General features: G+C 61.0%; 20 protein-coding genes and 1 tRNA gene. 9 read left to right on the top strand and 12 right to left on the bottom strand.

Annotated features, from left to right (window positions below):
• The first annotated feature begins 528 nt into the window (after positions 1–528).
• The 3 genes from HMPREF2635_RS08645 (at position 529) to HMPREF2635_RS08635 (ending at position 4,186) form a co-directional block, all read left to right on the top strand.
• Positions 529–837 (top strand): helix-turn-helix domain-containing protein, encoded by a 309-nt coding sequence (locus HMPREF2635_RS08645; RefSeq protein WP_024058948.1) that lies wholly within the window; start codon positions 529–531, stop codon positions 835–837.
• A 171-nt stretch (positions 838–1,008) separates the two neighbouring features.
• On the top strand, positions 1,009–1,308 hold the full coding sequence (locus tag HMPREF2635_RS08640; RefSeq protein WP_024058949.1) for a hypothetical protein: 300 nt from the start codon (positions 1,009–1,011) through the stop codon (positions 1,306–1,308).
• A gap of 1,534 nt (positions 1,309–2,842) precedes the next feature.
• Entirely contained in the window at positions 2,843–4,186 is a 1,344-nt protein-coding gene (locus HMPREF2635_RS08635; RefSeq protein WP_231699088.1) for a coiled-coil domain-containing protein, read from the top strand.
• A 568-nt stretch (positions 4,187–4,754) separates the two neighbouring features.
• Here HMPREF2635_RS08635 and HMPREF2635_RS08630 read toward each other — a convergent pair.
• From HMPREF2635_RS08630 to HMPREF2635_RS08620, 4 genes are all read right to left on the bottom strand, one after another.
• Positions 4,755–5,180: a single-stranded DNA-binding protein gene (locus HMPREF2635_RS08630; RefSeq protein WP_016456430.1), complete on the bottom strand. Its 426-nt coding sequence runs from the start codon at positions 5,178–5,180 to the stop codon at positions 4,755–4,757.
• A gap of 91 nt (positions 5,181–5,271) precedes the next feature.
• Positions 5,272–5,415, bottom strand: a complete 144-nt coding sequence (locus HMPREF2635_RS13435) for a hypothetical protein (protein ID WP_016456431.1) — start codon at positions 5,413–5,415, stop codon at positions 5,272–5,274.
• 160 nt (positions 5,416–5,575) lie between these two features.
• The gene (locus HMPREF2635_RS08625) at positions 5,576–6,598 is read right to left on the bottom strand and encodes a DUF4192 domain-containing protein (protein WP_049181628.1); all 1,023 of its coding nucleotides are present in this window, start codon (positions 6,596–6,598) and stop codon (positions 5,576–5,578) included.
• Positions 6,599–6,768: 170 nt separating this feature from the next.
• The gene (locus HMPREF2635_RS08620) at positions 6,769–7,143 is read right to left on the bottom strand and encodes a recombinase family protein (RefSeq protein WP_246824867.1); all 375 of its coding nucleotides are present in this window, start codon (positions 7,141–7,143) and stop codon (positions 6,769–6,771) included.
• Between the two features lie 196 nt (positions 7,144–7,339).
• On the opposite strand from HMPREF2635_RS08620, the gene HMPREF2635_RS08615 reads away from it, so the two are divergent.
• Positions 7,340–7,816, top strand: a complete 477-nt coding sequence (locus HMPREF2635_RS08615) for a hypothetical protein (RefSeq protein ID WP_012359769.1) — start codon at positions 7,340–7,342, stop codon at positions 7,814–7,816.
• A 169-nt stretch (positions 7,817–7,985) separates the two neighbouring features.
• Here HMPREF2635_RS08615 and HMPREF2635_RS08610 read toward each other — a convergent pair whose 3' ends face one another.
• Positions 7,986–9,545, bottom strand: coding sequence for a SulP family inorganic anion transporter (locus tag HMPREF2635_RS08610; protein WP_070821589.1), 1,560 nt, complete (start codon positions 9,543–9,545; stop codon positions 7,986–7,988).
• 169 nt (positions 9,546–9,714) lie between these two features.
• Between HMPREF2635_RS08610 and HMPREF2635_RS08605 the strand changes: the two genes are divergently transcribed.
• Entirely contained in the window at positions 9,715–10,119 is a 405-nt protein-coding gene (locus HMPREF2635_RS08605; protein ID WP_005293770.1) for a MerR family transcriptional regulator, read from the top strand.
• Between the two features lie 333 nt (positions 10,120–10,452).
• Here the strand turns inward: HMPREF2635_RS08605 and HMPREF2635_RS08600 are convergent.
• Positions 10,453–10,529, bottom strand: a tRNA-Met gene (locus tag HMPREF2635_RS08600).
• A gap of 156 nt (positions 10,530–10,685) precedes the next feature.
• Complete coding sequence (locus HMPREF2635_RS08595) at positions 10,686–13,667, bottom strand: UPF0182 family protein (protein WP_070821596.1); 2,982 nt, start codon at positions 13,665–13,667, stop codon at positions 10,686–10,688.
• 123 nt (positions 13,668–13,790) lie between these two features.
• On the opposite strand from HMPREF2635_RS08595, the gene HMPREF2635_RS08590 reads away from it, so the two are divergent.
• The gene (locus HMPREF2635_RS08590; protein WP_070821588.1) at positions 13,791–14,381 is read left to right on the top strand and encodes a PPA1309 family protein; all 591 of its coding nucleotides are present in this window, start codon (positions 13,791–13,793) and stop codon (positions 14,379–14,381) included.
• 77 nt (positions 14,382–14,458) lie between these two features.
• Positions 14,459–15,139, top strand: coding sequence for a hypothetical protein (locus HMPREF2635_RS08585; RefSeq protein WP_049156211.1), 681 nt, complete (start codon positions 14,459–14,461; stop codon positions 15,137–15,139).
• 20 nt (positions 15,140–15,159) lie between these two features.
• Here the strand turns inward: HMPREF2635_RS08585 and HMPREF2635_RS08580 are convergent, their stop codons facing one another.
• Complete coding sequence (locus tag HMPREF2635_RS08580) at positions 15,160–16,236, bottom strand: YlbL family protein (protein ID WP_070512151.1); 1,077 nt, start codon at positions 16,234–16,236, stop codon at positions 15,160–15,162.
• Positions 16,237–16,329: 93 nt separating this feature from the next.
• On the opposite strand from HMPREF2635_RS08580, the gene HMPREF2635_RS08575 reads away from it, so the two are divergent.
• Positions 16,330–17,757 carry a zinc-dependent metalloprotease gene (locus HMPREF2635_RS08575; protein ID WP_070512156.1) on the top strand — a complete coding sequence of 476 codons (1,428 nt, stop codon included), beginning with the start codon at positions 16,330–16,332 and terminating at the stop codon, positions 17,755–17,757.
• Here the strand turns inward: HMPREF2635_RS08575 and HMPREF2635_RS08570 are convergent.
• Entirely contained in the window at positions 17,754–18,251 is a 498-nt protein-coding gene (locus HMPREF2635_RS08570; protein WP_070512160.1) for a M48 metallopeptidase family protein, read from the bottom strand. The two genes, HMPREF2635_RS08575 and HMPREF2635_RS08570, sit on opposite strands and share 4 nt — an antisense overlap.
• 72 nt (positions 18,252–18,323) lie before the next feature.
• Here HMPREF2635_RS08570 and HMPREF2635_RS08565 point away from each other — a divergent pair, with 72 nt between their 5' ends.
• A complete protein-coding gene (locus HMPREF2635_RS08565) occupies positions 18,324–19,154 on the top strand; it encodes a hypothetical protein (RefSeq protein WP_070512163.1) in 831 nt (276 codons plus the stop codon).
• Here HMPREF2635_RS08565 and HMPREF2635_RS08560 read toward each other — a convergent pair.
• Genes HMPREF2635_RS08560 through HMPREF2635_RS08550 form a run of 3 tightly spaced genes read right to left on the bottom strand, consistent with a single transcriptional unit; the run spans position 19,151 to position 23,020 of the window.
• Complete coding sequence (locus HMPREF2635_RS08560) at positions 19,151–21,202, bottom strand: ATP-dependent DNA helicase UvrD2 (protein ID WP_158397690.1); 2,052 nt, start codon at positions 21,200–21,202, stop codon at positions 19,151–19,153. The genes HMPREF2635_RS08565 and HMPREF2635_RS08560 overlap by 4 nt on opposite strands.
• Positions 21,174–21,908: an NAD(+) diphosphatase gene (locus HMPREF2635_RS08555; RefSeq protein WP_046647468.1), complete on the bottom strand. Its 735-nt coding sequence runs from the start codon at positions 21,906–21,908 to the stop codon at positions 21,174–21,176. Before HMPREF2635_RS08555 ends, HMPREF2635_RS08560 begins: the two co-directional genes overlap by 29 nt.
• Complete coding sequence (locus tag HMPREF2635_RS08550) at positions 21,908–23,020, bottom strand: potassium channel family protein (RefSeq protein ID WP_049156104.1); 1,113 nt, start codon at positions 23,018–23,020, stop codon at positions 21,908–21,910. Before HMPREF2635_RS08550 ends, HMPREF2635_RS08555 begins: the two co-directional genes overlap by 1 nt.
• Positions 23,021–23,039 lie beyond the last annotated feature (19 nt).

Raw genomic sequence — 23,039 nt, 5'->3', positions numbered from 1 at the left:
ACGAAACGAGGTCAAAACTACGAAACGAGCACACTATAGACGTGTCACAGGTCACAAAAAGGCGCGCCCCTTGCGTGTCACCATGCCGCCACACAACAGCTGCCCCACCACAACACCCCAGCCGTGCCACGTGGCGTGTAGAAACGTGCTCGGTTCGATTCGTAAAGATTAGGTCGCAGGCTATTGTGCGCGACGCATAAGTTCCGTACGATGGCCCCCAGACCGTATGTGGCGTTTTAATTCGTTTTTGGTTTAGCCAGCCGCATACGGGGGATAACCCCGAGGATAATTCATAAAGAGACAGCCTCTCGACCGTGATAGGCGCGGTTCCTCCGACGAGATAGACCGGTCGGCAACGGCATTGCCAACCACAAAAGCGGTCAGGTAGGGAGTAAGCGCTCCCGTAAAGCGATGGGACGGCAGACCACCGTTCTAGCGAGTTGAGCACGGCACTCCAAGCCGCCTGAATAGCAAGCCGGTAAAGCACCCCGCTCCGGGACAGATCAATCTGCCCAGGAGCGTTTTTCTATGTCCGAAAAGGACACGACTACCGCCGTCGCGCCACGCTTTTACACGCTGCAGGAACTCGCCGATCTCGGCGTCGGCTCCGAGTCCACGTTGCGAAAAGCTATTAAAGAGGGCCGTCTTTCATTCCACCGTTTCGGCACCGCCTATCGGATTCGCCAAGACGATCTCGACGCCTACCTCGCGGCCGCACGCCGCCCTGCCCCGCAGCTATTCGACGGCTTCGTCGATGCCGTCGTGAATGCAGCGCCCCAACTGACAGATGAGCAGCGCCAGCAGCTCGTCACGGTGCTGGGCGGTGTGAAGCACTAATGCGGACAAACCCGCCTACGACGAGATCCCGCCGCTTAGCTCAGCTAGTCAGGCTGGGTCTTGAACTGAGTGCGAGGGCTGATGGGTGATGGCCGTGCTACTACACACGCGCGCTCCACCGTCGTGCCCCGAGTCCAAATAAACAGTTCATTCAACCAAGGAGAACAAACCATGTCTTTCAGAGACGATTACGCAGCAGCGCTGCGCGATGAGCAGCAAGCAAAAGATACCGTGAACGAGGCGCGCCGTGCACACAAAGCGACAAAGGAGCGCCTTGCGCAGTTGCGCAAGTATGCCGAAGAGTTCGAGGTGAATCTCGACGGTGACAAGTCCGCCAGCACCGAAGGGGACGGTGACAAGTCCGCCAGCACCGAAGGGGACAGCGATACACCTGAGAACGGTGACGGCGACACGCCTGAGAGCACCGAGGGCAGTAAGCCGAAGCGGCATCTAGAAGTTGTACCCGACTAACCCTTTAGCCGTACACGCAATCACCTCATGTGTGTACGGCCACGCGGCGTGACGACGTACAGCCGTCACGTTTGATGTCGCCACACACCCCGCTCGCAAGGGCGGGGTTTTCGCGTGTGTGCGGGTGGCTGCGGCACCGCTACACGTGACACTGTCACGATGCTTGCGCCGGTATCGGCGACGGGGCATATACACGTCTGCCCCGTCGCCTGGATCATCCGCCACATGGCTGGCGGTATGTCGCGCTGCTGTTATGCGCGGTTCTGGCCGGCATAGTCTTGTGTGGACTTGAAATATGCCGAAGACGGGGCCGTGGGTGCAGCAAAGACAGCAGCGTGGACAGAGCAGATTTCAGCAGCTGTGCTGCTGAAGATGCAACCGCGACGGCAGATGGTATGCGGCGCATGCCGCATAATGCCGCGTCGTGAGATACGCCAATATCCATCTCGGCAGGCTTGCCGTGATGGAGCGTTTCGTGATGACCCAAACACGACACATCGATGCTGGCATATCCGAATGTATATCAACGGGATATATCGGATTGCCGGCAGTGTCGTGATGCAGAGCATGGGTCATCACACAAGGTGCAGCGCCAGCTGCACTATTGGGCATCTTGACCGGAGCGCAAGCGGAGGGCAAGACAGCACCAGCCAGACCGAGCGAGCGAGGTCTGAGACTGGGGCTGTAGGGGGCGGCGCGCCAGCGCCGGGCACCGGGTTATGCGAGCGCCAGCGAGCAGTAATACCCGGTGCAGTGCCTCGGCTATGCCGAGCGCCGGAGCGCAGCGGAGGCGTCGCACCCCCTTATGCCCTTTTCCCCCTTCTACCCCTATAACGACAAACATATAGGGGTTTTGACACAGAAGGGGGCTGCGACCTGCGTGTTTCGGGTCTTAATGCGGTCTTCGACCCTTACCCGAAACGGCCCGTTGATGCGCGAAGCGCACATGGTGCCTACGCAAAACCTGCAGGTCGCCACGCTGTGCGCACCACATGCGGCTACGTCCGTTGTATGTCGGTCTTAAAGTAAGGGCCGATGACGGGTGGAAACGCCGCTTGCGGCGTCTTCCCGCGTCATCGAGACACCTGCAGCGAGCCTGCGAGCGCAAGGTGTCTAACCGAACGGCAAGACCGACATCGTTAACGTGGTGCGCACAGCCACACCCTGCACTCTGGCACCGCCGTCAGGCGGTCATTGCAGGGTGTTCCAAATCCCGCAGCGAGCCATCCGCCGCCAGGCGGTGTTGATGCTGCTGCGGGGGTCAACGACACGGGCTGAGTAACACACTCCATATCGGCCCGTGCTACAAGCACACTATCGGTGCAGACGTATCACGTTCGCGGCGGCCATATGCGCGCAAGCGCATGTAACAGACACCGCCAGCGACGTGTGTTTCGCGAGCGCCCGCTCGCAGCAGATCCAGCGGCAGCTGTTGATGCAAATGTGTAGCGCCGCGACTCGATTGGTTCATCTTTGTGGCAGCGGCTGTACGGCCCTGTGGCGGCCGTAGACGCCTCGGATGGACGGAGTGCGCGTGCAGAAGAACAGTTTCGAGACGTCGCTGTTCGTCGTGTATCTGCCGAAGTCGATGTGCAAGGAGATCCCCGACTACTACACCAGTGAGGTGGACGGGCGCGAAGTGAAACGTCCGCGCTATGCAGCCCGCGACTACGAAGAAGCAATGATGTACCCCGAAGAGTCAATGCGTTGGCTCGCCGAGAACTTCATTCCCGGCGGTATCGACGCAGTCGCTGGCGGTGATATGAACTTCGACGAATCAACGCCACACATCCAGTTCCAGGCGGATACGTTCTCACCGAAGCCCGAAGATCCCGACAAGCTCCGTTGCCGCCCCGGCATCGCGTACAACACTGACACCTCAGTGCGGTACACATCCGGCCCGAAGAAGGGCAAGCAGATCTCGGGTAACCAGAAGTTCATCGACGCGCAACGGGGCCTGCGCGAACACATGCACTCGCTGGGCTATCCGGTGGAACTGGAAGTCTCCGAGCGGCATGACGAGTCGTTGAACCTCGGACGCTACGCAGAACAACAAGACCGGGAGCGCGACCTCGCCAAGCGCGAGGATGATGTGGAAGTCAAGAAGCGATCCGTGCAGCGCGATATGGACGCAATTGATCGTGACCGCGAGCAAACAGCAAAAGAACTTGAACAGGCAAAAGCTGCCAACGAAAAAGCGCAAGGTGTGTTGCAGCACGCCGAAGAACAGGCTCGCGCTGTTGCCGAGCGTGTGCTCAACGAGGCACGTGAGAAGGCAGAGCAAGAAGCCGAGCAGATCCGCAGTGACGCGCGCGAGAAGGCCAAGCAAGAAGCCGAGCAGACCATGGGCCTTGCCGAAGCGCAAGCAGACGAGCTGCTCGAACGAGCCGAAGAGACTGCACAGGCCAAGGCGGGCGAGATTACAGCCGCAGCCCGCAGCGAAGCGGAGTCGATCACACGCCAAGCCGACGAGGCCCGTAAGCAGGCTGAGCGCGACGCTGAGACGATCCGCAGCGAAGCACGAGATGAGGCCACAAGCATCCGCGACGAGGCCACGCGCGACGCTGCAGTAACGCGCACGGATGCCCGCGATGAGGCTGATCAGATCCGCCGCAACGCGCACACGGACGCCGAAGATGAAGCAGCCATCATCATCGAAGAAGCGGTGAAGTCAGGACAGCAGTTGGAGCATCTGGACAAGAAGTTCCTGGTGCAAGAACTGCATCGCAGCCCGGAGCTGCTTGAGCGCTACACGCTGTTCAAGCAGTCGCAGACCTCAGGCAAGAAGGGCGGGGCGCAGCAACGTGCGCGCGAGCGTATCGAGAAGCGCCGCCAGCAGCAACAGCAGCGTGATCGTGACGGCGGTATGGAGCTTTAGCAGCTCACCATGCGCTCTGCACGCCCGTCTGCGGGCCGTACAGGGCGCCGTCGGCGTCGTCGGTCATCTGCGGTATGAAACCGCTGAGATTCGGCGAAAATCGAAGAAATCTCGGCTAAGCGGGGCCAAGTGTCACTACGTTGCGCAGCGAATTGGCCGGTTAAGTGGCGGAGATATTGCGCAGCGCGTCGGTGTGTACGACGGCGCATGTGCTGCACAGCAAACATGCCAGCACACAGACCTGCAGAATGTCGTTGTCATCCTGTTGCGCAGTAAAGGTGTCAATAGGATGACAAACCACTTCACTGCCCAATTCACATGTCATTAAAGTGACAGGGCATTTGATTGCGCAGTAAACGTGTCGATGAAATGGGTGCCCAATACACAGTGCAACCTACGTGTTAATGAAATGTCACAGACACTACATAGTGCAGTGAGTTGCGCAGCAGAAACGCCAGTAAAAGCACCGCACCACTGCACCGTAAAACTGCACAAGTGATTCGCAGCAAATTGGCGTGTGAAATGGTTGAAAAAATAACCCCGCAGGTTTCCCTGCGGGGTTTCGTAGTTAGAACGGTACTTCTTCGCCCTCAGCGCCAGCCAGGGCGGCGGTCGCCGCCTCGCCTCCGCGACGGGCAGCGCGAGCAGCGGACTCCTTCTTGGAATCGATCAGCTGCACCGTGTCGATGCGCGCCACCAGCGGGTACTGCTTCACACCGTCCTTGTCGGTGTAGACGTCGGTCTTGAGCGAGTAGCTCACCGCAACGCGATCGCCGGAGCCGATGCAGCCGAACACACCGGGGTTCGCGGCGTCCTGGACGTAGCCGGTCAGCTCCACGATCTCGCTTTCCACCTTGCCGGTGGACTTGTTCTTGAAGGTGTTGCGCGCATAGACGCTGAGCTTCACCGTCGCGCCGCCGTTTGCGTGCTCGAACAGCTTGGGTGCGCGAGCTGCGTTGCCGACGATGGTGCCGTTGTTGAAGGGGTTGGACATGTTGGTTCTCCTTACGTGAGTGGGTGTGATTTGCCGTGCAATTTGGGTACTTAAGCAGCTGCTTTGCTGCTGCGGGGCGGTTGCGCTGTCGTTACAACACTGCCCAGGGCAGCGGTGTGCCTGCCGCCTCTAGGTCGCGCAGTTCTTGTGCTGCGCCCGGATCGGCGTCCTCGCCGTCGATGCCGTCGGCGAGCTGGTAGAGCAGTTCCAGGTCGGTGTGGGTGATGTCGCGCATCACGTGCCTCCTTGTTCGGATTGATGGTCAATCCGTCTGTTGGAGACAGCTCTGCTGTCTAAAGGTCACTCCCCTGCCTCGTTGCGGTGTCTGTCGTCGCAAGCCAAGGCCCCGCGAGAAAAAGAAACCCCGTTGCATTGCTACAACGGGGTGTGTGGTGCTACTCGGCAAACAAGATCGTGCGGGTCTTCTCAGCGCCCTCGCGGACAAGCTCGACCATCCGCTCGCCCTGGCCGATATCGGTCAGCTTCGCCACCAGCGACGGGAAGTTCTCGTCTGGCCCGATCTCGGTGGCTCGCTGCGCAGCCACGCCAGCTAGCCCCGGCTGGCCTGTGGCGTGAGCGAGCACGGCAACAGTGGCGGTGAGCTGCGAGCGCATGCCTGGCCAGCTGGTCGGGACAGCGCGCATAACCTTCTCTATGAACGCAAGGCCCGCCTGCGGGTCATCGAGCAGTGCGGCAAGCAGCGTGTCCCGCAAGCGCGGCGTGGTGAAGCATTTCAGCGCAGACCGAACAGCGCGAGCGCTCGGCTGGGTGATCCCTGCCGCCGCCTGCTCATACTCACGCTGCAGCACGTCTGCGAACATGGGCGGGATATACGCCAGCGCGTCTTCGATGATGTCGGCGTGCTCGGCAGCGTCGATGCCGTGGTCAGTGCTGTTCAACCGTGCCTCGATGTCGTCTTTGCTCGGCTCCGGCAGCTCGCCGGTGTGCTCTAGCATCTGCTGCAGCGCCGCTGATGCGGCGACCTCGCCGACAACACCGTGGCGCGGCTCGTCGATGAGCGGATGCTGGTACACAGACCACCAAGCAGCCCCAGTGACGATCTCGGGCACCTGCACCACCCCGAGCAGCGGCGGTAGCGGCGAGGCCCCGCTGGTGAGGTACGTGGCCGTCTCGTCGAAGACCGGCTGCGCAATGTCATCGCTGATCATGTACGCGATAACAGCGTCGAGTTCGAGGTGGTGGACCCACGCTGCGAACCGCTCGCGGCTCTCGGTGAGCTTCTCCACTGCTTCGTCCAGGTCGAACCGTGCGACCGGGCCGAGGCGGACGGTGTCGACGCCCTCGTCGTCGACGAAGAACGCGAGGATCAGCGAGTTGTTCGGGTAGAACCCGAGGATGCCGGGGAGGTTCGCGAGGATCTCGCCGTGGGATGCAAGCGTGTGAGAATGGGTGGACATGGCAGTGCTCCTTTGCACGAATACGGGGTGTATGTGGTCAATCCCGTATTCGGCCCGGCTCTGCCGGTCGCAGGCGTATCCCAGCAGTGCAGCACTCATGTGTGCCGAGCGTCGCTAGCGCAGCCTGATGCCTTCTCGCCGGGTGCGAGCGCTAGCGACGCAGCCTGTGCTTAAGCGTCGGCTTCGATGCGCTTGAGAGCGCGATAGATCGTCGGCCGCGAGACGTTAAAGGTGCGCGCTACAGCGCTGACGGACTTGCCGCCGTCGATAAGCTCCTTGGCCATCTGCGCCTGCTCAGCGCTGAGCTTCGGCTTGGGGCCGGCGACCCTGCCCTGTGCGCGGGCGTGCGCCACGCCCTCACGGGTGCGCTGGACAAGCAGGTCACGCTCCCACTCGGCAAGACTTGCCATGACGTTGATAACCACCTTGTCGGTGGGCTTCGACGTGTCCAGCGCTGGCTCCAACACCTTGACGTTGATGTCACGCTCGGCGAGGTCAGCGATGGTGTTCACGGTGTCCGCGAGGCTGCGGCCGAGCCTGTCCAAGCGCGTGACCCTCCGAGCGTGTCGTCGGGGCGCATGTACGCCAGCGCGTCATCAAGACCAGGCCGTTGCCAGTTGGTGCCGGAGATGGTGTCTGAGTAGATGTGGTCCGGGTCGCAGCCAGAGCCTGAACGCTCAGATGACTTCGAGCCTGACTTCTAGCCTGGAACCGCTGGTAGAAGTAGCTGTATCTGAGGCAATGTCGAAAGAGTCCGAAAGCCTGCACAAGGCAGCAGAAGCATCTAAGAAGGCTCGCAGCGCCCTGCTCCAGGAGAAGGAGTCCAACGAAAAGCTGCTGGAGAAGATACGTGCAGAGCGCAAAAAGTACAACGACGACATGGAAAAGTCGAACACGAACTTTATTAAGGCCTGCATGTCTGCCTCGTGGATTGCAGCCAGTGTTCTCTTCGTTGCTATCGCACTCGTTGCTGTCGGAGCCTTGGGGAACGGGCTGCTAAGTATGCTCGGCATACCCGACGGCGTGTCTGCCTTGTGGGGTCACGTCCAGGAGGCCAACGGCATCGGCCCAACACTGGGCTGGTTGGCGTTAACACTTATCGTCATAGGGGTTCTTATAGCGCTTATGACCTGGATGTTGTCCCAGGCTGCGCCGGGTATTGCTCACTTAGTCGAGGAATACCGTCGCAATCACCCGAGGAAAGAAACGAACCACTAACTAGAACACGTGCACCGTAAAAAGTAAAAATCCCCACAACACAGCGTAGCGGTTAACCGCTACGCTTCTTTTATGCTCTTCCTATGCCCCAACTTTGCAACAGCACCAATAAACTGGCGCCCCGGTTATAAGTTGGGGCGCCAAGTCGATGTGCTCGAGTCGGGGGATGTTAGTGGCCGGTGCCAAGCCGGCCAGACAGGCGGTTCAGCCGGTCCTGACTGGGACCGTCGAGCCCGATAATGGACACGGTTTTGCCTCTGTCCTGGAACTTCTGCGTAATCGCGTCAAAGGTCGCGACCGTGGAGGCATCCCAGATCTCCGCCTCAGTGAGATCAATAGTGATATGACGGGCAGAATCGGTGTAATCAAAGCGATAAACCAGGTCATTGCTTGATGCCCAAAACAACTGGCCATGCACCCGGTAGGTACGAGTATCAATCTCGCCATCGCCGTCGCCGTCGATCTCGGAGACCTTTTCAATGGAAGCGATATGTGCCATCCGACGGGCGAACATGATCATCGCGGTGACCACACCCAACAGCACACCAATGGCCAGGTTGCTGGTGGCTAGGGTGGCAATAATCGTCACGGCCATAACAATGGTCTCAGAGACCGGCATGAGTTTAAGGGTGCGTGGATGCACCGAGTGCCAGTCGATGGTGCCGACCGAGACCATGATCATGATTGCCACCAGCGCAGCCATCGGGATCATGCCAACGATGTCGCCCAGTGCCAGGACCAGGACCAGCAGGAACACACCGGCTAACAGGGTGGATAGGCGGGTACGTGCCCCGGATTCGCGGACGTTGATCATGGTTTGACCGATCATCGCGCAGCCACCCATGCCGCCGAAGAAACCGGAGGCAATATTAGCCACCCCCTGTCCCCAGGATTCACGAGTTTTATCGGAATGAGTGTCGGTGATGTCATCGACGAGCTTGGCGGTCATCAACGATTCCATGAGACCGACCACGGCCATGGCCAGGGCATAAGGCGCGATGATCTGCAGGGTCTCCAACGTCCACGGCACGTTCGGAATAAACAGGGACGGTAAGGTCTCCGGCATCTTGCCCATGTCCGAGACCGTCGGGACAGTCAAACCGGCGGCAATGACCAAACCGGTGAGCACGATAATCGTGACCAGCGGGGCGGGGATCACACTGGTGAGCTTGGGGAAGAAAATCATGATCACCACACCCAAGCCGACGAGTGGGTAGACTATCCAAGGCACATCAATGAGGTGTTCGAGTTGGGCGGTGAAAATCATAATGCCCAGTGCATTGACGAAACCCAGCATCACCGATCGGGGGATAAAACGCTGAAGTTTCGCCACACCGAGGGCGCCGAGCACGATTTGTAGGACACCGCCCAACAGGACGGTGGCGATGAAATAATCCATCCCGTAACCACGCGCCACAGGAGCAATGACTAGGGCAATAGCCCCGGTGGCGCCGGTGATCATTGCCGGGCGGCCACCGGTAAAGGCGATCGCAATGGCCATGACTACCGAGGAAAACAGACCCATGGCTGGGTCAACACCGGCAAGGATGGAAAAGGCAATGGCCTCAGGGATCAGCGCCAGGGATACCGCCAGTCCGGCCAGAATCTCTATACGGATACGGGCGGGGGAAGAAAATGCGTAACGGAAGGATGCGATGATCCCGGTAGGGGCATCAGCGCCGTCTGGACTCAGGAGGGGGCGGGGGGCCGCCGTGCTAGTTTCAGTCATAGATGTCCAATCTTTGAGGGGATAGGTAACTGGGCGAACGCCCGAAAGGAATCCAACCCTCTAGTAACTTTAGGTTTGGTGATGGTGGTCATGGTAGCGGGAGTTTTACTCAACCGCCAACCCAGGCACAGGAACCCGTGGGCAACATCACCGTGAAGGAGAACAGGCAATGCAAAACAGTAATTTCAAGATCGGCGAGGTCGTTGACCAGACGGGGTTGTCGATTCCCACCTTGCGTTATTATGACAACGTCGGCCTGATTACCCCATCGGGGCGTAGCCCTGGTGGGTTCAGGCTTTATAGTGAGGCTGATGTACGTCGTGTTTTGCTGGTGCGACGGATGAAACCGCTGGGGTTTACTCTGGATCAGATGCGGGAATTCCTGGAAGCTGCGGAGATTCTTCATAGTTCAGATGGCGGGCAGGACAGTGATACCGCACAGCAGGCACGGAGTAATGCCAAGGCCACCCTTGCCGACATTCGTGAGGAGACGCGCACCCGCTACGAAAAGCTACGCAAGCAAATTGCCTACGCTGAGGAATTCCTCGATCTGGTCAACACCCTGGCACCCTAAACTGCCCCCATCCTTCGCAGGGAGAAAAAGACCATCGTATTGAATGCGCTCTGTCGAATCGCGTTCCAGATGAAGTGGACGAACGCCCGCGGCCTCTCCGGAGTGGATGGCGATAGTACAGAGGACTTCTGAAATCCGTGCAGACGACTCCTCAAAACGACACAGTCATCCAAGGTCACAAAATCGAAAATTGTCACTTAACCCCATCACTTCCAAACCGGCTTAAGTGACAAAATGCCATCGCTAAAGTCCCGATTTGAGTCCCAGGACGTGCGCCTTAAGAGAAATAACTAAAGCCCCTACCAGTGTTTCTCCTGGTAGGGGCTTGGAAGTTGGTAGCGGGGGCAGGATTCGAACCTACGACCTCTGGGTTATGAGCCCAGCGAGCTACCGAGCTGCTCCACCCCGCGTCGAGATGTACTTCCAAACATCAAGCGCTCTGCACACTGTCCCGTGTGCTGGCGACGGATGTAACTATACAGACACCTTGGCGCCTACCCAAATCCCCTGGGCAGGCGCCATTTCATAGGTGAGGCGCCGAGTTTTTCGCTGGCGCCTATCCGGACTTACTTAGACTGCAGCGAGCGGTAGTCCTCCACTGCCTTGTCCAGCTCGTCCAAAGCCTTGCCGTACTCCTCAAAGGAGCCGTCCTTGGCCTTGTCCACGCCATCGAGAGCCTTGTTGATGGCGTCGATAGCCTCGCCCTCGCTAGATGCCTTCGGAGCGGAGGCCGGTCCAGAAGCATCGGAGTCCTTAGCGTCCCCTGCATCCTTCTTCTCGCCATCGGTGGATTGCTCGTCCTTTTCCGTCTCATTGCCGGAGTCACCCTCAATCTCGGTGATGTCCTGGGCGGCCTTCGGGTCGATGCCCACCTGCTCCAGGGCCTCACCAATCGTCGGCGCATAGCCCACGCGGCCCTTGTAGGAAACGAGCACGCGAAGCAGCTTCGGGAACGCAGACTCCTGGCCCTTACGCTGCGAGTAAATCGGCTCCAAGTAGAGGATCTCTCCCCCACCCACCGGCAGGGCCAACAGGTTACCGTTCTTCAGATCATTCGAGCCTTCCCACAGGGTACGGTCACGCGCCACCTGGTCGGAAGACATCATGGCATCCTGGGCCTGCTTCGGGCCCTGGGTCTGGGTGTTCGTCGGCAGCACGCGCACGGTGATGTCACCGTAGGTGTCCGGGTCCGAGGACACCGCCATGTGTGCGGAGAGGAACTGGCGGTTCAGACCGCGGTAGGAGGTGATGAGCTGGAAGCTCGGCTTGTTAGTCTCCGGGTCGGAAGCCAGCACATAGTACGGCGGCTGGTTCAGGCCCTGAGCCTCGCCTGCGGTCGGGTCTTCCGGCACGGACCAGAAGGCGTCGTTGTTGAAGAAGACGCCCGGGTCATCCACGTGGTACTTGGCCAGCAGGTTGCGCTGCACCTTGAACATGTCCTCCGGGTAACGCATGTGCTGACGCAGCTCGTCGGAGATCTCCGACTCGGGCTTGACGACGCCCGGGAAGACACCCTCCCATGCCTTGAGCACGGGGTCTTCGGTGTCGAACTCGTAGAGATCGACGGTGCCATCGTAGGCGTCGACAGTCGCCTTGACCGAGTTACGGATGTAGCCCACCCGATCGTTGACCAAACGCTGCGTCGTACCCGTCGGGTTCTGTGCATCCTGGGTGGTCTCTGTCAGGGAGGTGCGCTGCGTGTACGGCAAGGAATCCAGGGTGGTGTAGCCGTCAACGATCCACTTGATGCGGCCGTCAATGACCGCCGGGTAGGTGGAGGAATCCGTAGTCAGCCACGGGGCGACCTTCTCTACGCGCTCGCGCGGATCGCGGTCATAGAGCAGCTTGGATTCCGAGCCCACGCGGTCCGAGAGCAGGAAGTTCAGTTCCTGGTACTTGAGGGCAAAAGCAGTGCGGTCGACAATGTTGCCGATGTCCACGCCACCCTTGCCGTCGTAGGTGTAGGTGGCGGTATCGGTGTCGTACTCCACGGCGGCGTCGCCCGTCTGGCCCACGATGGCGTAGTCCATGCCGTCTTGGGCGCTGGCGATCACCGGGCCGTAGTAAATGCGCGGCTGGTCCACCTTGATGCCGAGCGACTCCTCAGCGCTCTGGGTCTCGCCCTCACCTTCAGCGTCCTCGCCTGCCTGGGTCTGCAGGTCGGCCACAGTAAAGATGGGGAAACCACCACGGGCGGAACCGGCGTCACGAGCCACCTCATCGACCGTGTTGGCCTGCGCCGCGATGAAACCGTTGCCGTGGGTGTACACGGTGTGGCGGTTAATCCAGTTCTGCTGGTTTTCCTGCAGCTCATTCGGATCCAGCTCACGGGCCGCAACCACGAAGTCACGCAGCTCGCCGTCGATTTCATAGCGGTCCATCGCCAGCGTCTCTGGGAAACCGTAGAAGTTCTTCAGCTGCTGCATCTGAGTAAACGTCGGCGCCAAAATATCCGGGTCCAGCAGGCGCAGATTGGAAATGGTGGAGTCATCCGAGGCGACCTTGTCATCGGAGACGTCGTCAGCACCCCAGTTCTCCTCGTAGGTCACCTTGTCATCGGTGAGGCCATAGGCAAAACGGGTGGACTCGATGTTGCGGGAAATGGACTCCGCCTCTTTAGCTTGGCGGTTCGGGTTCACGGAGAAGCGCTCCATGATGAGCGGCCACCCCTGGCCAATGACCAAGGAGGACAGCACCATGAGAACCACGGCGAGGCCTGGGATGCGCAGGTCCTTGATAACGACGGCAGAGAAAATTGCCACGGCCACGAACACGCCGATGATCATGAGAATAATCTTCGCTGGCAGGTAGGCGTTGATGTCCGTGTAGGAACCGCCCGTAAACAGCGAGTGCTGGTTATACAGCAACTCGTAGCGCCCCAGCCAGTAACCGGCCACTTGGAGCAGCATCCAGATTCCACCGGTCACGGCCAGCTGCGTGCGCGCCGACTTCGACAAGGAACCACGGACACCGGCGGCGCGGTTACCTAAACGAATACCGCCGAGGATGTAATGCCCCACCAGTGCAATAAGGAAGCACACGGCGACCAGCATGGAGAAAGCATTGACCAACATCGACCACACCGGCAAGCGGAAAGCGTAGAAGCCAAGGTCGTGATTGAACTGCGGATCCGTCACCCCAAAATCGTGGGAATTGAGGAAGAGCATGACGGTCCGCCAGTTGGCTTGCCCCAACAGGCCGGAAACGACGCCAACGAGCACCGGGATGACCTTGAGGAAGACACTCATCGTGCTCTCAATGGACTTACGGTACTGATAGACGGGGGAATTGAAATCCGCCATGTCCATCGAGTCACCGCGCCCCCGCCACACAATCAGGCCCGCAACGTACGTAATAGCCGCTGCTACGAGGCCGAAGAGGATGAAGAGGACGATGCGCGTGATCAAGGTCTTGGTGAAGACCCCACGGTACTCAATCGCGCCGAACCACTTCCAATCCGTATAGAAGCCCACCAACATGGGGCCAATGAACAAGAGGACCGCGATGATGGCGACAACCCACGAGAGAAATTTGGGCGGCCGTTTCATCGGGGCGGCGGGTCGGTTGAGTCCGGAAGCCAACTCCAGCTCCAATCAAGTGTCGTGCGAATATAGAGGTATCAAGCTTCTAGTCTAGAGAAGCACTATGACCGTCAACGAACAAGGACGCTTATGAGTTCCCAACCTTCCTCCCAGCCCGCTGTACACCGCGCGCTCAACAAGGCTATGCGCGAAGCCGTGGACTTCATCCACGCCGAGGGCTGGGATGCGCCTCCTACACTTTTTGCTCTCGTCCCCACTGAGCTGGTGGCCGCACAGCTCGGTGACGTCGACGACTCCTCTCCCCTCACGCTCGTGGTGCAAGAGTTGCCGGAAGGCATCGAGCCGGGTTCCGAGCACCTCGCGGACTACGTCTCGCGCCTGGCCTGGCCACAGGAGATCGCCGGGGTCATCCTGGCACAGGAGATCACGTTTAAGGACACCTCGAACGCCGCGCTTGCCGACGCCCGCCCCGCCCGCCTCTTCTCCGGGGTATTGCGCGCTACCGCCATGGACGGTAGCTCCACAGTCGATGCTGAGGAGTTCGACGAGAACGGCGCCGAGCTCACACTGCTGCAGCTGCGCCCGACCGAGGAGGAGCTCGCGGAGGCCGGCCCCTTCGCGGAAGATGATATTCAGCTGCGCGGTGGTCCGAATGTGGCACCGGGGGTCATCGCTGCCCTGCGCTACGGGTTGGAGCAGGATCCGGAAGAGATACTCTAATCGACTAAACTCAGAATGCAGTGGCCATTAGTGCTCAGCTCTCCGGGCTGGGCACGCAATTGATAGAGGAGTCTCTCGTGCGCTTGACATCCCGCTTCACCGCCGCAGCTTCGGCCGTGCTTGCCACCGGCTGCCTGCTCACCGCATGTGGGAAGGACGATGTTCCCTCCCCTGAGCCGGCTCCTGCGAGCGAAGCAACCACCGCCGCGGAGAAGACCAGCGCGCCGGCCCCGGCCACCTCCGCCGAGGAATCCGAGACGACCACTCCCGCTGCGTCCGAGTCTGCAGACAGCTCGGAAGCGGAGGATGAATCCTCGACAGCAGGAAGCTCCGCTGCTCGGAAGGACAAAGACAAGGACGCCAGCGAGTCCGCTGAGCCCAGCGGCAAGTTCACCGACTCTGTGGAACAGGCTTATGAGATCTTTGGCGGCCTCGTCCCAGAGGAGATCTTCGCTCAATTCGACCGCTGCGATCCCAACGGCGTGACGGATTCCTTCAACTGCTCCGGCTCAGAGGTGGGCCAGTTCCAGTTCTTCAAGTCGAAGACCAAGGCTTCCCAGACCACCCAGGTGCTCACCGAGCTGCGCAGCTCCCGTGTCATCGAGGACAGCGGAAGCCGCGTCGTGGGCTGGTCCATGTTGGGTAACACGGCCATCCTCACCGTGGTGGATAACGATGAGGGCCTCATCATGCAGCAGATGATTTCCACGGACCAGGACGATCCGGAAGAGCGCCTCAAGGAGCTTGGCTTGGTCTAGGGCCGCAACTTCCTTAAGGTCTAGCCTTCGCAGGTCTCGACGGGGCTTCCCTCGGCGAAGTTGTGCATAGCCTCGATGGCATCATCCAGCGTGTGGACCTTGGCCACCACCATGTCGCCCGTTTTGCGGCTAACCGCCTCCGCGCAATTATCGGCTGGGGCGAGGAAAAGCTCGGCGCCCGCCTCCTGCGCTGCATTTACCTTATGGACGATGCCACCGATGGGGCCGACCTCTCCGTCCTCGCCGATAGTGCCGGTGCCGGCAACGAAGCGGCCGCCGGTGAGGTCCTCACTGGAAAGCTTGTCAATCACCGCCAGCGTAAACATCATGCCGGCCGAGGGCCCGCCAATGTCCTGCAGGTTATAGTCCACCGTGATGTCCTCGGTGGGCACCGAGGTCATAAGGATGCCTAGCAGGGCCACGTCCCCCTGCTCTGGGTGGGAGCCGAGGGTGACCCCGACAGTCTTTTCCTCGCCCTTGCGAACGATGCCTAGCTCCACCTCATCGCCAGGCTGAAGAGCACGAATCTTCTCTTGCACTTGGCCAGGCTCCGTGACCTTGTCACCGTTGACGGTGGTGATGATGTCGGCGTCGTCAAGCGCGCCTGCTGCGGGGCCGTCGTCGAGGACTTGTGCGACCTCAATCCGCACGGGCTTGTCCAGATAGTCCATGGCGGCGACCGTGGCCGCTGACTCGGACTGGGTAAAGGCCTGCTGATTGGCCTCCTGGACCTCCTTATCTGTCTTGCCCTGCGGGATAACATTCTCGATGGGGACGATGGTGTCATCCGTCAACAGCCACCGGCCCAGGGCCTGGGCTAGCGTCATGTTGGTGCGCACAGAGACCGTGGTCATGTTGAGATGCCCCTGCGGCTGGAACGTCTCTGGGGCTTCGACGTTGACCACCGGCTCACCTTCCACCTCGCCCAAAGTGTCCACGGTGGGCCCTGGTCCTTCGGCGGCGTAGGGAACGGACAAGGTGATATCGGTGCCGGGAATGTGGTCGATGCTGAGCAGGGCTCCCGTCAACACCACCGGAATGGCTCCCCACGTGAGGGTGGACAGGCGGCGGGCTCGGGGGTTCTGCGGGGTTTTCACGGAGGATCAGCCTACAGCCTTAGGCTGCCTGTTCGCTCTCAGCGTTGCCGTGGTCCTAGAATCCGTGCTAGGAAACCTAGTAGATTAGGGCCCATGAGCAACGGATTCGGTTTTTCCTTCCCCAATAACGACGATGACGATGATAACGATCGTCGCGACCAGAACCCGTTCGGCGCCTTCGGCTTCAGCGCGGGCAACGGTGGCCTAGGAGACCTGTTGAATCAGTTCGGCCAGATGCTGTCCGGCATGGGTTCCTCCATGAACTCCCCGGAGGGTGCTGGCCCGGTCAACTATGACTTGGCCAAGCGCATCGCGCACCAGCAGATCTCCCGCGATAAAGAGGTCAGCGAGCAGGACCGCACCGCCGTGCAAGAAGCCGTGCGGCTGGCAGAACTGTGGCTGGATGATGCCACGATTCTGCCCACCGCGTCCGGCACCGTGACCGCGTGGAATTCCGCGCAGTGGCTGGATGAGACGCTGCCGATGTGGCAGCGCATGGTCACTCCGGTAGCCGAACACATGAATTCCGCGCAGTTGGAATCCCTACCGGAGGAGGCCCGCGAGATGATGGGCCCGATGACCTCGATGATGAACTCGATGTCTGGCATGAACTTCGGGATGAAGCTCGGCCACGCCCTCGGTGATCTGGCTGCCCAGGCGTTGACCGGTTCTGACTTCGGCTTGCCTGTCTCCCCCGCAGGCACCACCGCACTCTTGCCGCACAATATCCAGGCCATCGCGCGCGATCTCAACGTTCCGGGCCAGGAGGTACTCGTCTACATCGGCGCCCGTGAGGCCGCCCGCCAGCGCCTGTTCAAGCACGTGCCGTGGTTGGTCGAGCGCCTCGTCTCCTCCGTTGAGGAATACGCCATGGGCTTGGTCATCGACACCTCCCATATCGAGGAAGCTACCCGCGAGCTCAACCTGGAATCCGGTGACCCGCAGGCCATCCAGGACGCGATGAACAAGCTGCAGGGCATGGACCTGTCCCCGCGGATCACCTCCCGCAACGCGGGAGCGGCTTCCCGCTTGGAGACCCTCCTGGCACTCGTCGAGGGCTGGGTTGAACACGTGGTGACCGAGGCGCTGGGAGAGCGCATCCCGTCTACGAAGGCAATGACTGAGGCGTGGGCGCACCGCCGCTCCACTGGCGGCTCCGCGGAGAAGGCCTTCTCCCAGGTCGTCGGCATCGAGCTCAACGCCCCGAAGGTGGAGGCCGCCGCTGAGCTGTGGCGCCGCGCCACCGTCGCGGTGGGCGCCGATAAGCGCGATTCCGCCTGGGACCACCCGGATCTTCTGCCCACGGCGGAACACCTGGAGAACCCGGCGTCCTTCATCGACGGTTTGCTCGATGACAATCCTGATGAGGGCTTTGAGGCAGAATTCTCCAAGCTGGAGGAGATGCTTCGCCAGCAGGATGCCGGGGACGATGCCAGCGATAACACCAGCGACAGCGCTGGTGAGGACACAGACGCCGACGGCGGCGAGGACAAAGAGGACGGGCCGGAAGAAGAGAACTAGCGGAAAAGCTGGTAGGCCTCGAGGTACCCCTTCGCGCGCTCTGCTTTAGGGGCGCGGTCAGCCCACTCCCAGAATTCCGGGCCATGGCCCGGAATGAAGGTGTGCGTCAGCTCGTGGATGATGACCGCATCGAGCACATAGTCGGGGACGTCCTGCAGCCGGTCGGAAATCCGAATATCTCCCGTTGAGGTAGTGCAACTGCCCCAGCGGGATTTTTGGTTGCTGACCCACCGAATGGATCCCACCGTGGCGCGGTCGTCCAAAAAGCGAGTGTTCAACGTGCGTGCGCGGGCGGCGAGAGAGGCATCGGAGCGCTGCGACGAGGTGTGCTTCTTGCGCACCTTCGCCACGATCTCATCCACTGCTTTCTGTTCTTCTGCTGACGACATCCAGGCAGGAATGCGCACCTCGAGGACACCTTCAACAACGCGGGCTTGGACGGTGCGACGGCGCCGGGCGGAGCGAATGACACGGACCTCGGGGTTGTTCGACATGACAGGGCATTCTACCTGTGGTGCAATGATGGCTAAGCACAGCTGGGGTGGGTCATCAACGGGGAGGAAACCATGTCTGCACAGACGTATATGCTGGCGCCGGAAACCACAATCCTGGAGCGCGAGCCCGGGATGCTCCAGTGTGGGATGGATGCCACGCGCGTCGGCGTGTTCGAGGCCCACCCACAACTGGCACGCCTGCTCAATCGGTTGCGCACCCCGCTGACCCGGCAGACCATTGAAAAATCCATCGAAAATACCGGCACCAGCCCGTCTGCTGCCCGCAGCCTGGTTGATGATCTGATCAGTTACCGCGTTCTGTGGCCAGCGCCCCAGCCGCAGCGCGTGGCCGTGCTGGGTACGTCGGCCCTCGCTAACGAGCTACGCGACGTCCTCCTGAACGATTCCTTCCAGCCCCGCTCCCCTCTCCACAGCGAAACACCCTCCGAGTACATCGCGAACGTGGCCGGGCACCTGCCGATTGTCGCCGTCGACATGCTGGACGGCGCGACGGAATGGGCACAAGCCCTGCACAAATCCTCGGCGACGTGGCTACCGGTATCGATGCTGGATGCCCGCGGCATCATCGGTCCGGTCCGCGTAGCCGGCGCGGGGCCTTGCCCACTGTGCGCGCATCTGCACCGCATCGATGCGGACGAGCAGTGGCACGAGGTGGCGCGCCGCGCCGCCGCGGTAGAACCGCCGGGGGATCCGATCGTGCGCACCGCAATAGTGATGCATGCTGTGGTCACCATCCGCCGCCTTTTGGGAAGGCCCGCCCCGCCCGGGGCTCCCGGCGGCAAGCCGTTAGCCGGGGAGCTTAAGGAGATAGACCCCTACGGGATCGAGCAACACCGGCTGTTGATGGAGCACCCACGCTGTACGTTCTGCGCCGGTGCCTAACCCCGGGTAGAGGCGATGATCTGCAACACCTCCGCGCCGTAGCGCTCCAGCTTGGAGGGGCCTACCCCGGAGATGTCGAGCAACTCGGCCTCGCTGGCGGGAAGCGCCTCCGAGATGGCTTGCAGGGTGGCATCGGAAAACACGACGTAGGCAGGAACCTGGGAGTCCTTAGCAACGGACGCGCGCCAGGCGCGCAGCGCGTTGAAGACATCCTCATCGCCCTCATATTCGCACCACTCGTGGCGCCCCAGAACCTTTTCGGCGGGACTGCTGAGCTGGCCCGAGCACACGCGGCAGCGGCGCGGGCGATAGCGACGGTTCGATGACTGGCTCTCCTCGATTCCCGGCACCACGCCGTCAAGGAAGCGAGTTCGCTCACGCGAAGCCCGCGAACCGGTCGTCTTGGCTAACGCCCACGACAAAGCCAGGTGCTCGCGCGCACGGGTAATGCCGACATAGAACAGCCGGCGCTCCTCCTCCACGTGCTCATCGCCGGCCTTGATGGCGTGGTTAATGGGCAAGAGTTTTTCGGTGAGGCCAACGAGGAAGACCGCATCCCACTCCAAGCCCTTGGCAGCGTGGATGGTCGCTAGGGTCACGCCCTCCATCGTGGGGTTGTGCTTGTTTTCGGATCGGCGGTGCAGCTCCCCCAGCACGCCAGGCAGGTCGATCCCTTCGTGGTCCTCCACGATCTGCGCGATGAGATCCACCAACGCCGTGAGCGACTGCCAGCGCTCACGCGCCTGCGCGCCCTGCGGCTCCGTGGCGGACAGCCCCAGCTCCACGAAGGCCGCACGTGCCACGGCCACAGGATCATTCGGCAGATCATCACGGCGCGTGGCAGCGATGAGCACGCGGATGGCCTCCAAGATCTCTGGGCGGCGGAAGAATCCCTCGCCGCCGCGGACTTGGTAGACCACTCCGGCGTCGGCAAGCGCCTGCTCAAACTGCTCTGATTGCGCGTTGATGCGGTAGAGAATTGCGATTTCGGAAGCCTTCACGCCCTGGTTGAGCAAAGTCAGAACCTGGCCCGCGACCTCCTTGGCTTCGATCTCCTCAGACTCATAGGCCTTAAAAGTGGGCTCGGGGCCAGGCTCGCGCATACCTTGCAGCTCCAGGCGGGTCCCCGCCGCGCGGCCCGTGGCCTTCGAGATGACCTCGTTGGCCAAATCCGTCACCTGCGGAGTGGAGCGGTAATCTCGCTGCAGCTTTACCACCGTGGCCTGCGGATACGTGCGGGAAAAATTCAGCAGGTACTCCGGGGAAGCTCCGTTGAAGGAATAAATGGTCTGGTTAGCATCGCCCACGACCGTCAGGTCATCGCGCTCCCCCAGCCAGGCCTCCAGCACGCGCTGTTGCAGCGGCGTCACGTCTTGGTACTCATCGACGACAAAGGTGCGGTACTGCTCACGGAAGACCTCCGCCACCGCAGGTACGTTCTCGATGGCGCCCGCGATGTGCATGAGCAAATCATCGAAATCAAGGTACATGAGATCCGGGGTGGCCTTCATGTCCTCGTAGCGGCGGAAGACCTCTGCCACCTTGGCCGGATCCCCCGGTGCTTCGCGGTCCGTGGACTCGATGACGCCGGGATAGCCCTCGGGGCTAATCAACGAAGACTTCGCCCATTCGATTTCCCCCAGGAAGTCACGGATGGTGTCCTTGTTATTGTCCAGACCGAGCGAACGCACCGCACGTGCAACCAGGCTGAACTTATTATCGATGAGCTGCCACGGCAGATCCCCGGCGACCTGCGGCCAGAAGTACTTCAGTTGGCGGCGCGCCGCGGCGTGGAAGGTTTGAGCCTGCACTCCCCCGACACCCATCTGGTTGAGACGCTCGCGCATTTCACTCGCGGCACGAGAGGTAAAAGTGACGGCCAGAACACGCTGCGGGTTGACGAAGCCCTGATCCACCATGTGGGCGATGCGATAGGTGATCGTGCGAGTTTTGCCCGTTCCGGCACCGGCCAGGATGCAGACCGGGCCGCGCGGCGCCGTGGCGGCGGCCCGTTGGTCTTCATCGAGCAGGGACAGATCCGGTCTCATCACCGTGGAACCACTCCATAATCATCGTGTGTGCAATTGAGCCCTGGCGGGCAATGGTCATTGTTGGAAGCTCGGCGCGGGACACCCACCGCACCTCAGCGAGCTCGTCGTCAGTATCGCACACGGGCTGGACATCCTCCGTGACCGCGGAAAAGCCCACCATCAACGAACCGCTCGGCGGCCACGGCTGTGAACCCCAGTACTTGACTGACTCCACGCGGCGGCCGGTCTCTTCCAGTGCCTCCCGGATCATCGCTTCTTCGAGGGTCTCACCGGGATCCACATAGCCGGCAATCAAGGAGAAGAAGTTAGGACGGTGGCGGTTACGAGCCAACAGGATTTGGTCCGAGTCTGCGTGACGGATAATACCGATGACGGCGGGATCAAGGCGTGGGAAGACGAGGCGCTCGCCGTCGCGCCCCACCGCCCCGGGCGCAGGATAAGACAGCTCGCGGCCGCTGCGCGGATCAAAGCGCGCTTCCCGACGGTTACGGATCAGGTGCAGGGCTTTGAGGATGTCGCGCTGACCGTTAAAGAAGGTGGCATCACGCAGCGAGCCGAGCCGCTCGGCGGCCTCGGTGCCCAGTAGGAAAGCATGGATGGCCCCGGCCGTGACCACGATGTCCCCCGCCGGCTCAGCCAGAAAGACCGGCTGGCCCTGTGGCGTAACCGGGACGCGGCCGGTCTCGGTGACAGGAAGGAACATTAGTTGCCTTCGTCCTCGTCTTCATCGGAATCTTCCGCGGCCTGCTGCATCTCGTGCTTGATGTAGAGCAGGCGGTCACCGGGCTTGAGCGCGTACGCATCTGCCGTGTCGACGCGGTGCAGCTCGTTGTTGCGCAAGACGGCCAGGACAATGTCAGCGAGGTGGCGCGGGTTGGAGCCCACCTCGAATTCGCGCACCGCGCGCTCCGCCACGGAGAAACCCTCATTTGGTGAGAGGAGATCCTCCATCATCTCCACCACGGTTGGCGTTACGGTAGCGAGGCCCAGGAGGCGGCCGGCCGTCTCCGCCGAGGTCACCACCGAATCAGCGCCGGATTGAAGGAGAAGGTGGCGGTTTTCAGATTCACGCACAGACGCGACCACCTTGGCCTTAGGGTTAAGCTCGCGCACGGACAACGTACACAGCACCGCGGTATCGTCCGTGGACGGAGTCACCACTACGGAGGATGCATGCTGCGCGCCGGCGATGCGCAGGACGTCCTGCTTGGTTCCGGAGCCATAGATGGTGACGAGGCCGTGGTGCTCGGCACTGGCCAAGGCTGCACGGTTGTTATCAACAACAACGATCTGGGAGGCGGGGACGTCGTCGGCGATCAGCGCGGCGACCGCACCGGCGCCCTTGGTGCCATAGCCGATGACGACGGTGTGGTTACGCAATTGCTTTCTCCAATTCTGGATTTCAAACGTGCGACGGGCTCGATCCGTCAGAACCGACAAGGTAGCACCGACCAACAAAACAAGGAAGAGCAGGCGGGCCGGGGTAACGATAATAAGGTTAATGAAGCGCGCGGTGGGAGTCACAGGGACAATATCGCCGTAGCCCACAGTGGTCAGCGACACCGCCGAGTAATAAGCCGCATCCAAGAAAGACAAATCCTCGCTATACCCGTCACCGTCGAAAAAGACGATGATGGTGACAAAGACCATCAGCCCCATGGCCCATATCACGCGGCGCGCCAGTTGCTTCCACGGGCTGGTGCTTTGCGTGCGCGGAATCGTGATGACATCGAGCAACGCGTGGTCAGGCTGCGAGGTCAGCTCAACCTGCGATAAAAAACGCGACGTAATGCGTTTTCTTAAGTGCTTGGGCACGAAGCGCCAACCTCCCTAG

It is taken from the genome of Corynebacterium sp. HMSC035E02, assembly GCF_001836065.1.
GTDB lineage: Bacteria > Actinomycetota > Actinomycetes > Mycobacteriales > Mycobacteriaceae > Corynebacterium > Corynebacterium hiratae.
The sequence above is the reverse complement of the archived record's forward strand: the minus strand, read 5'-3'. Positions and strand labels throughout refer to the sequence as shown.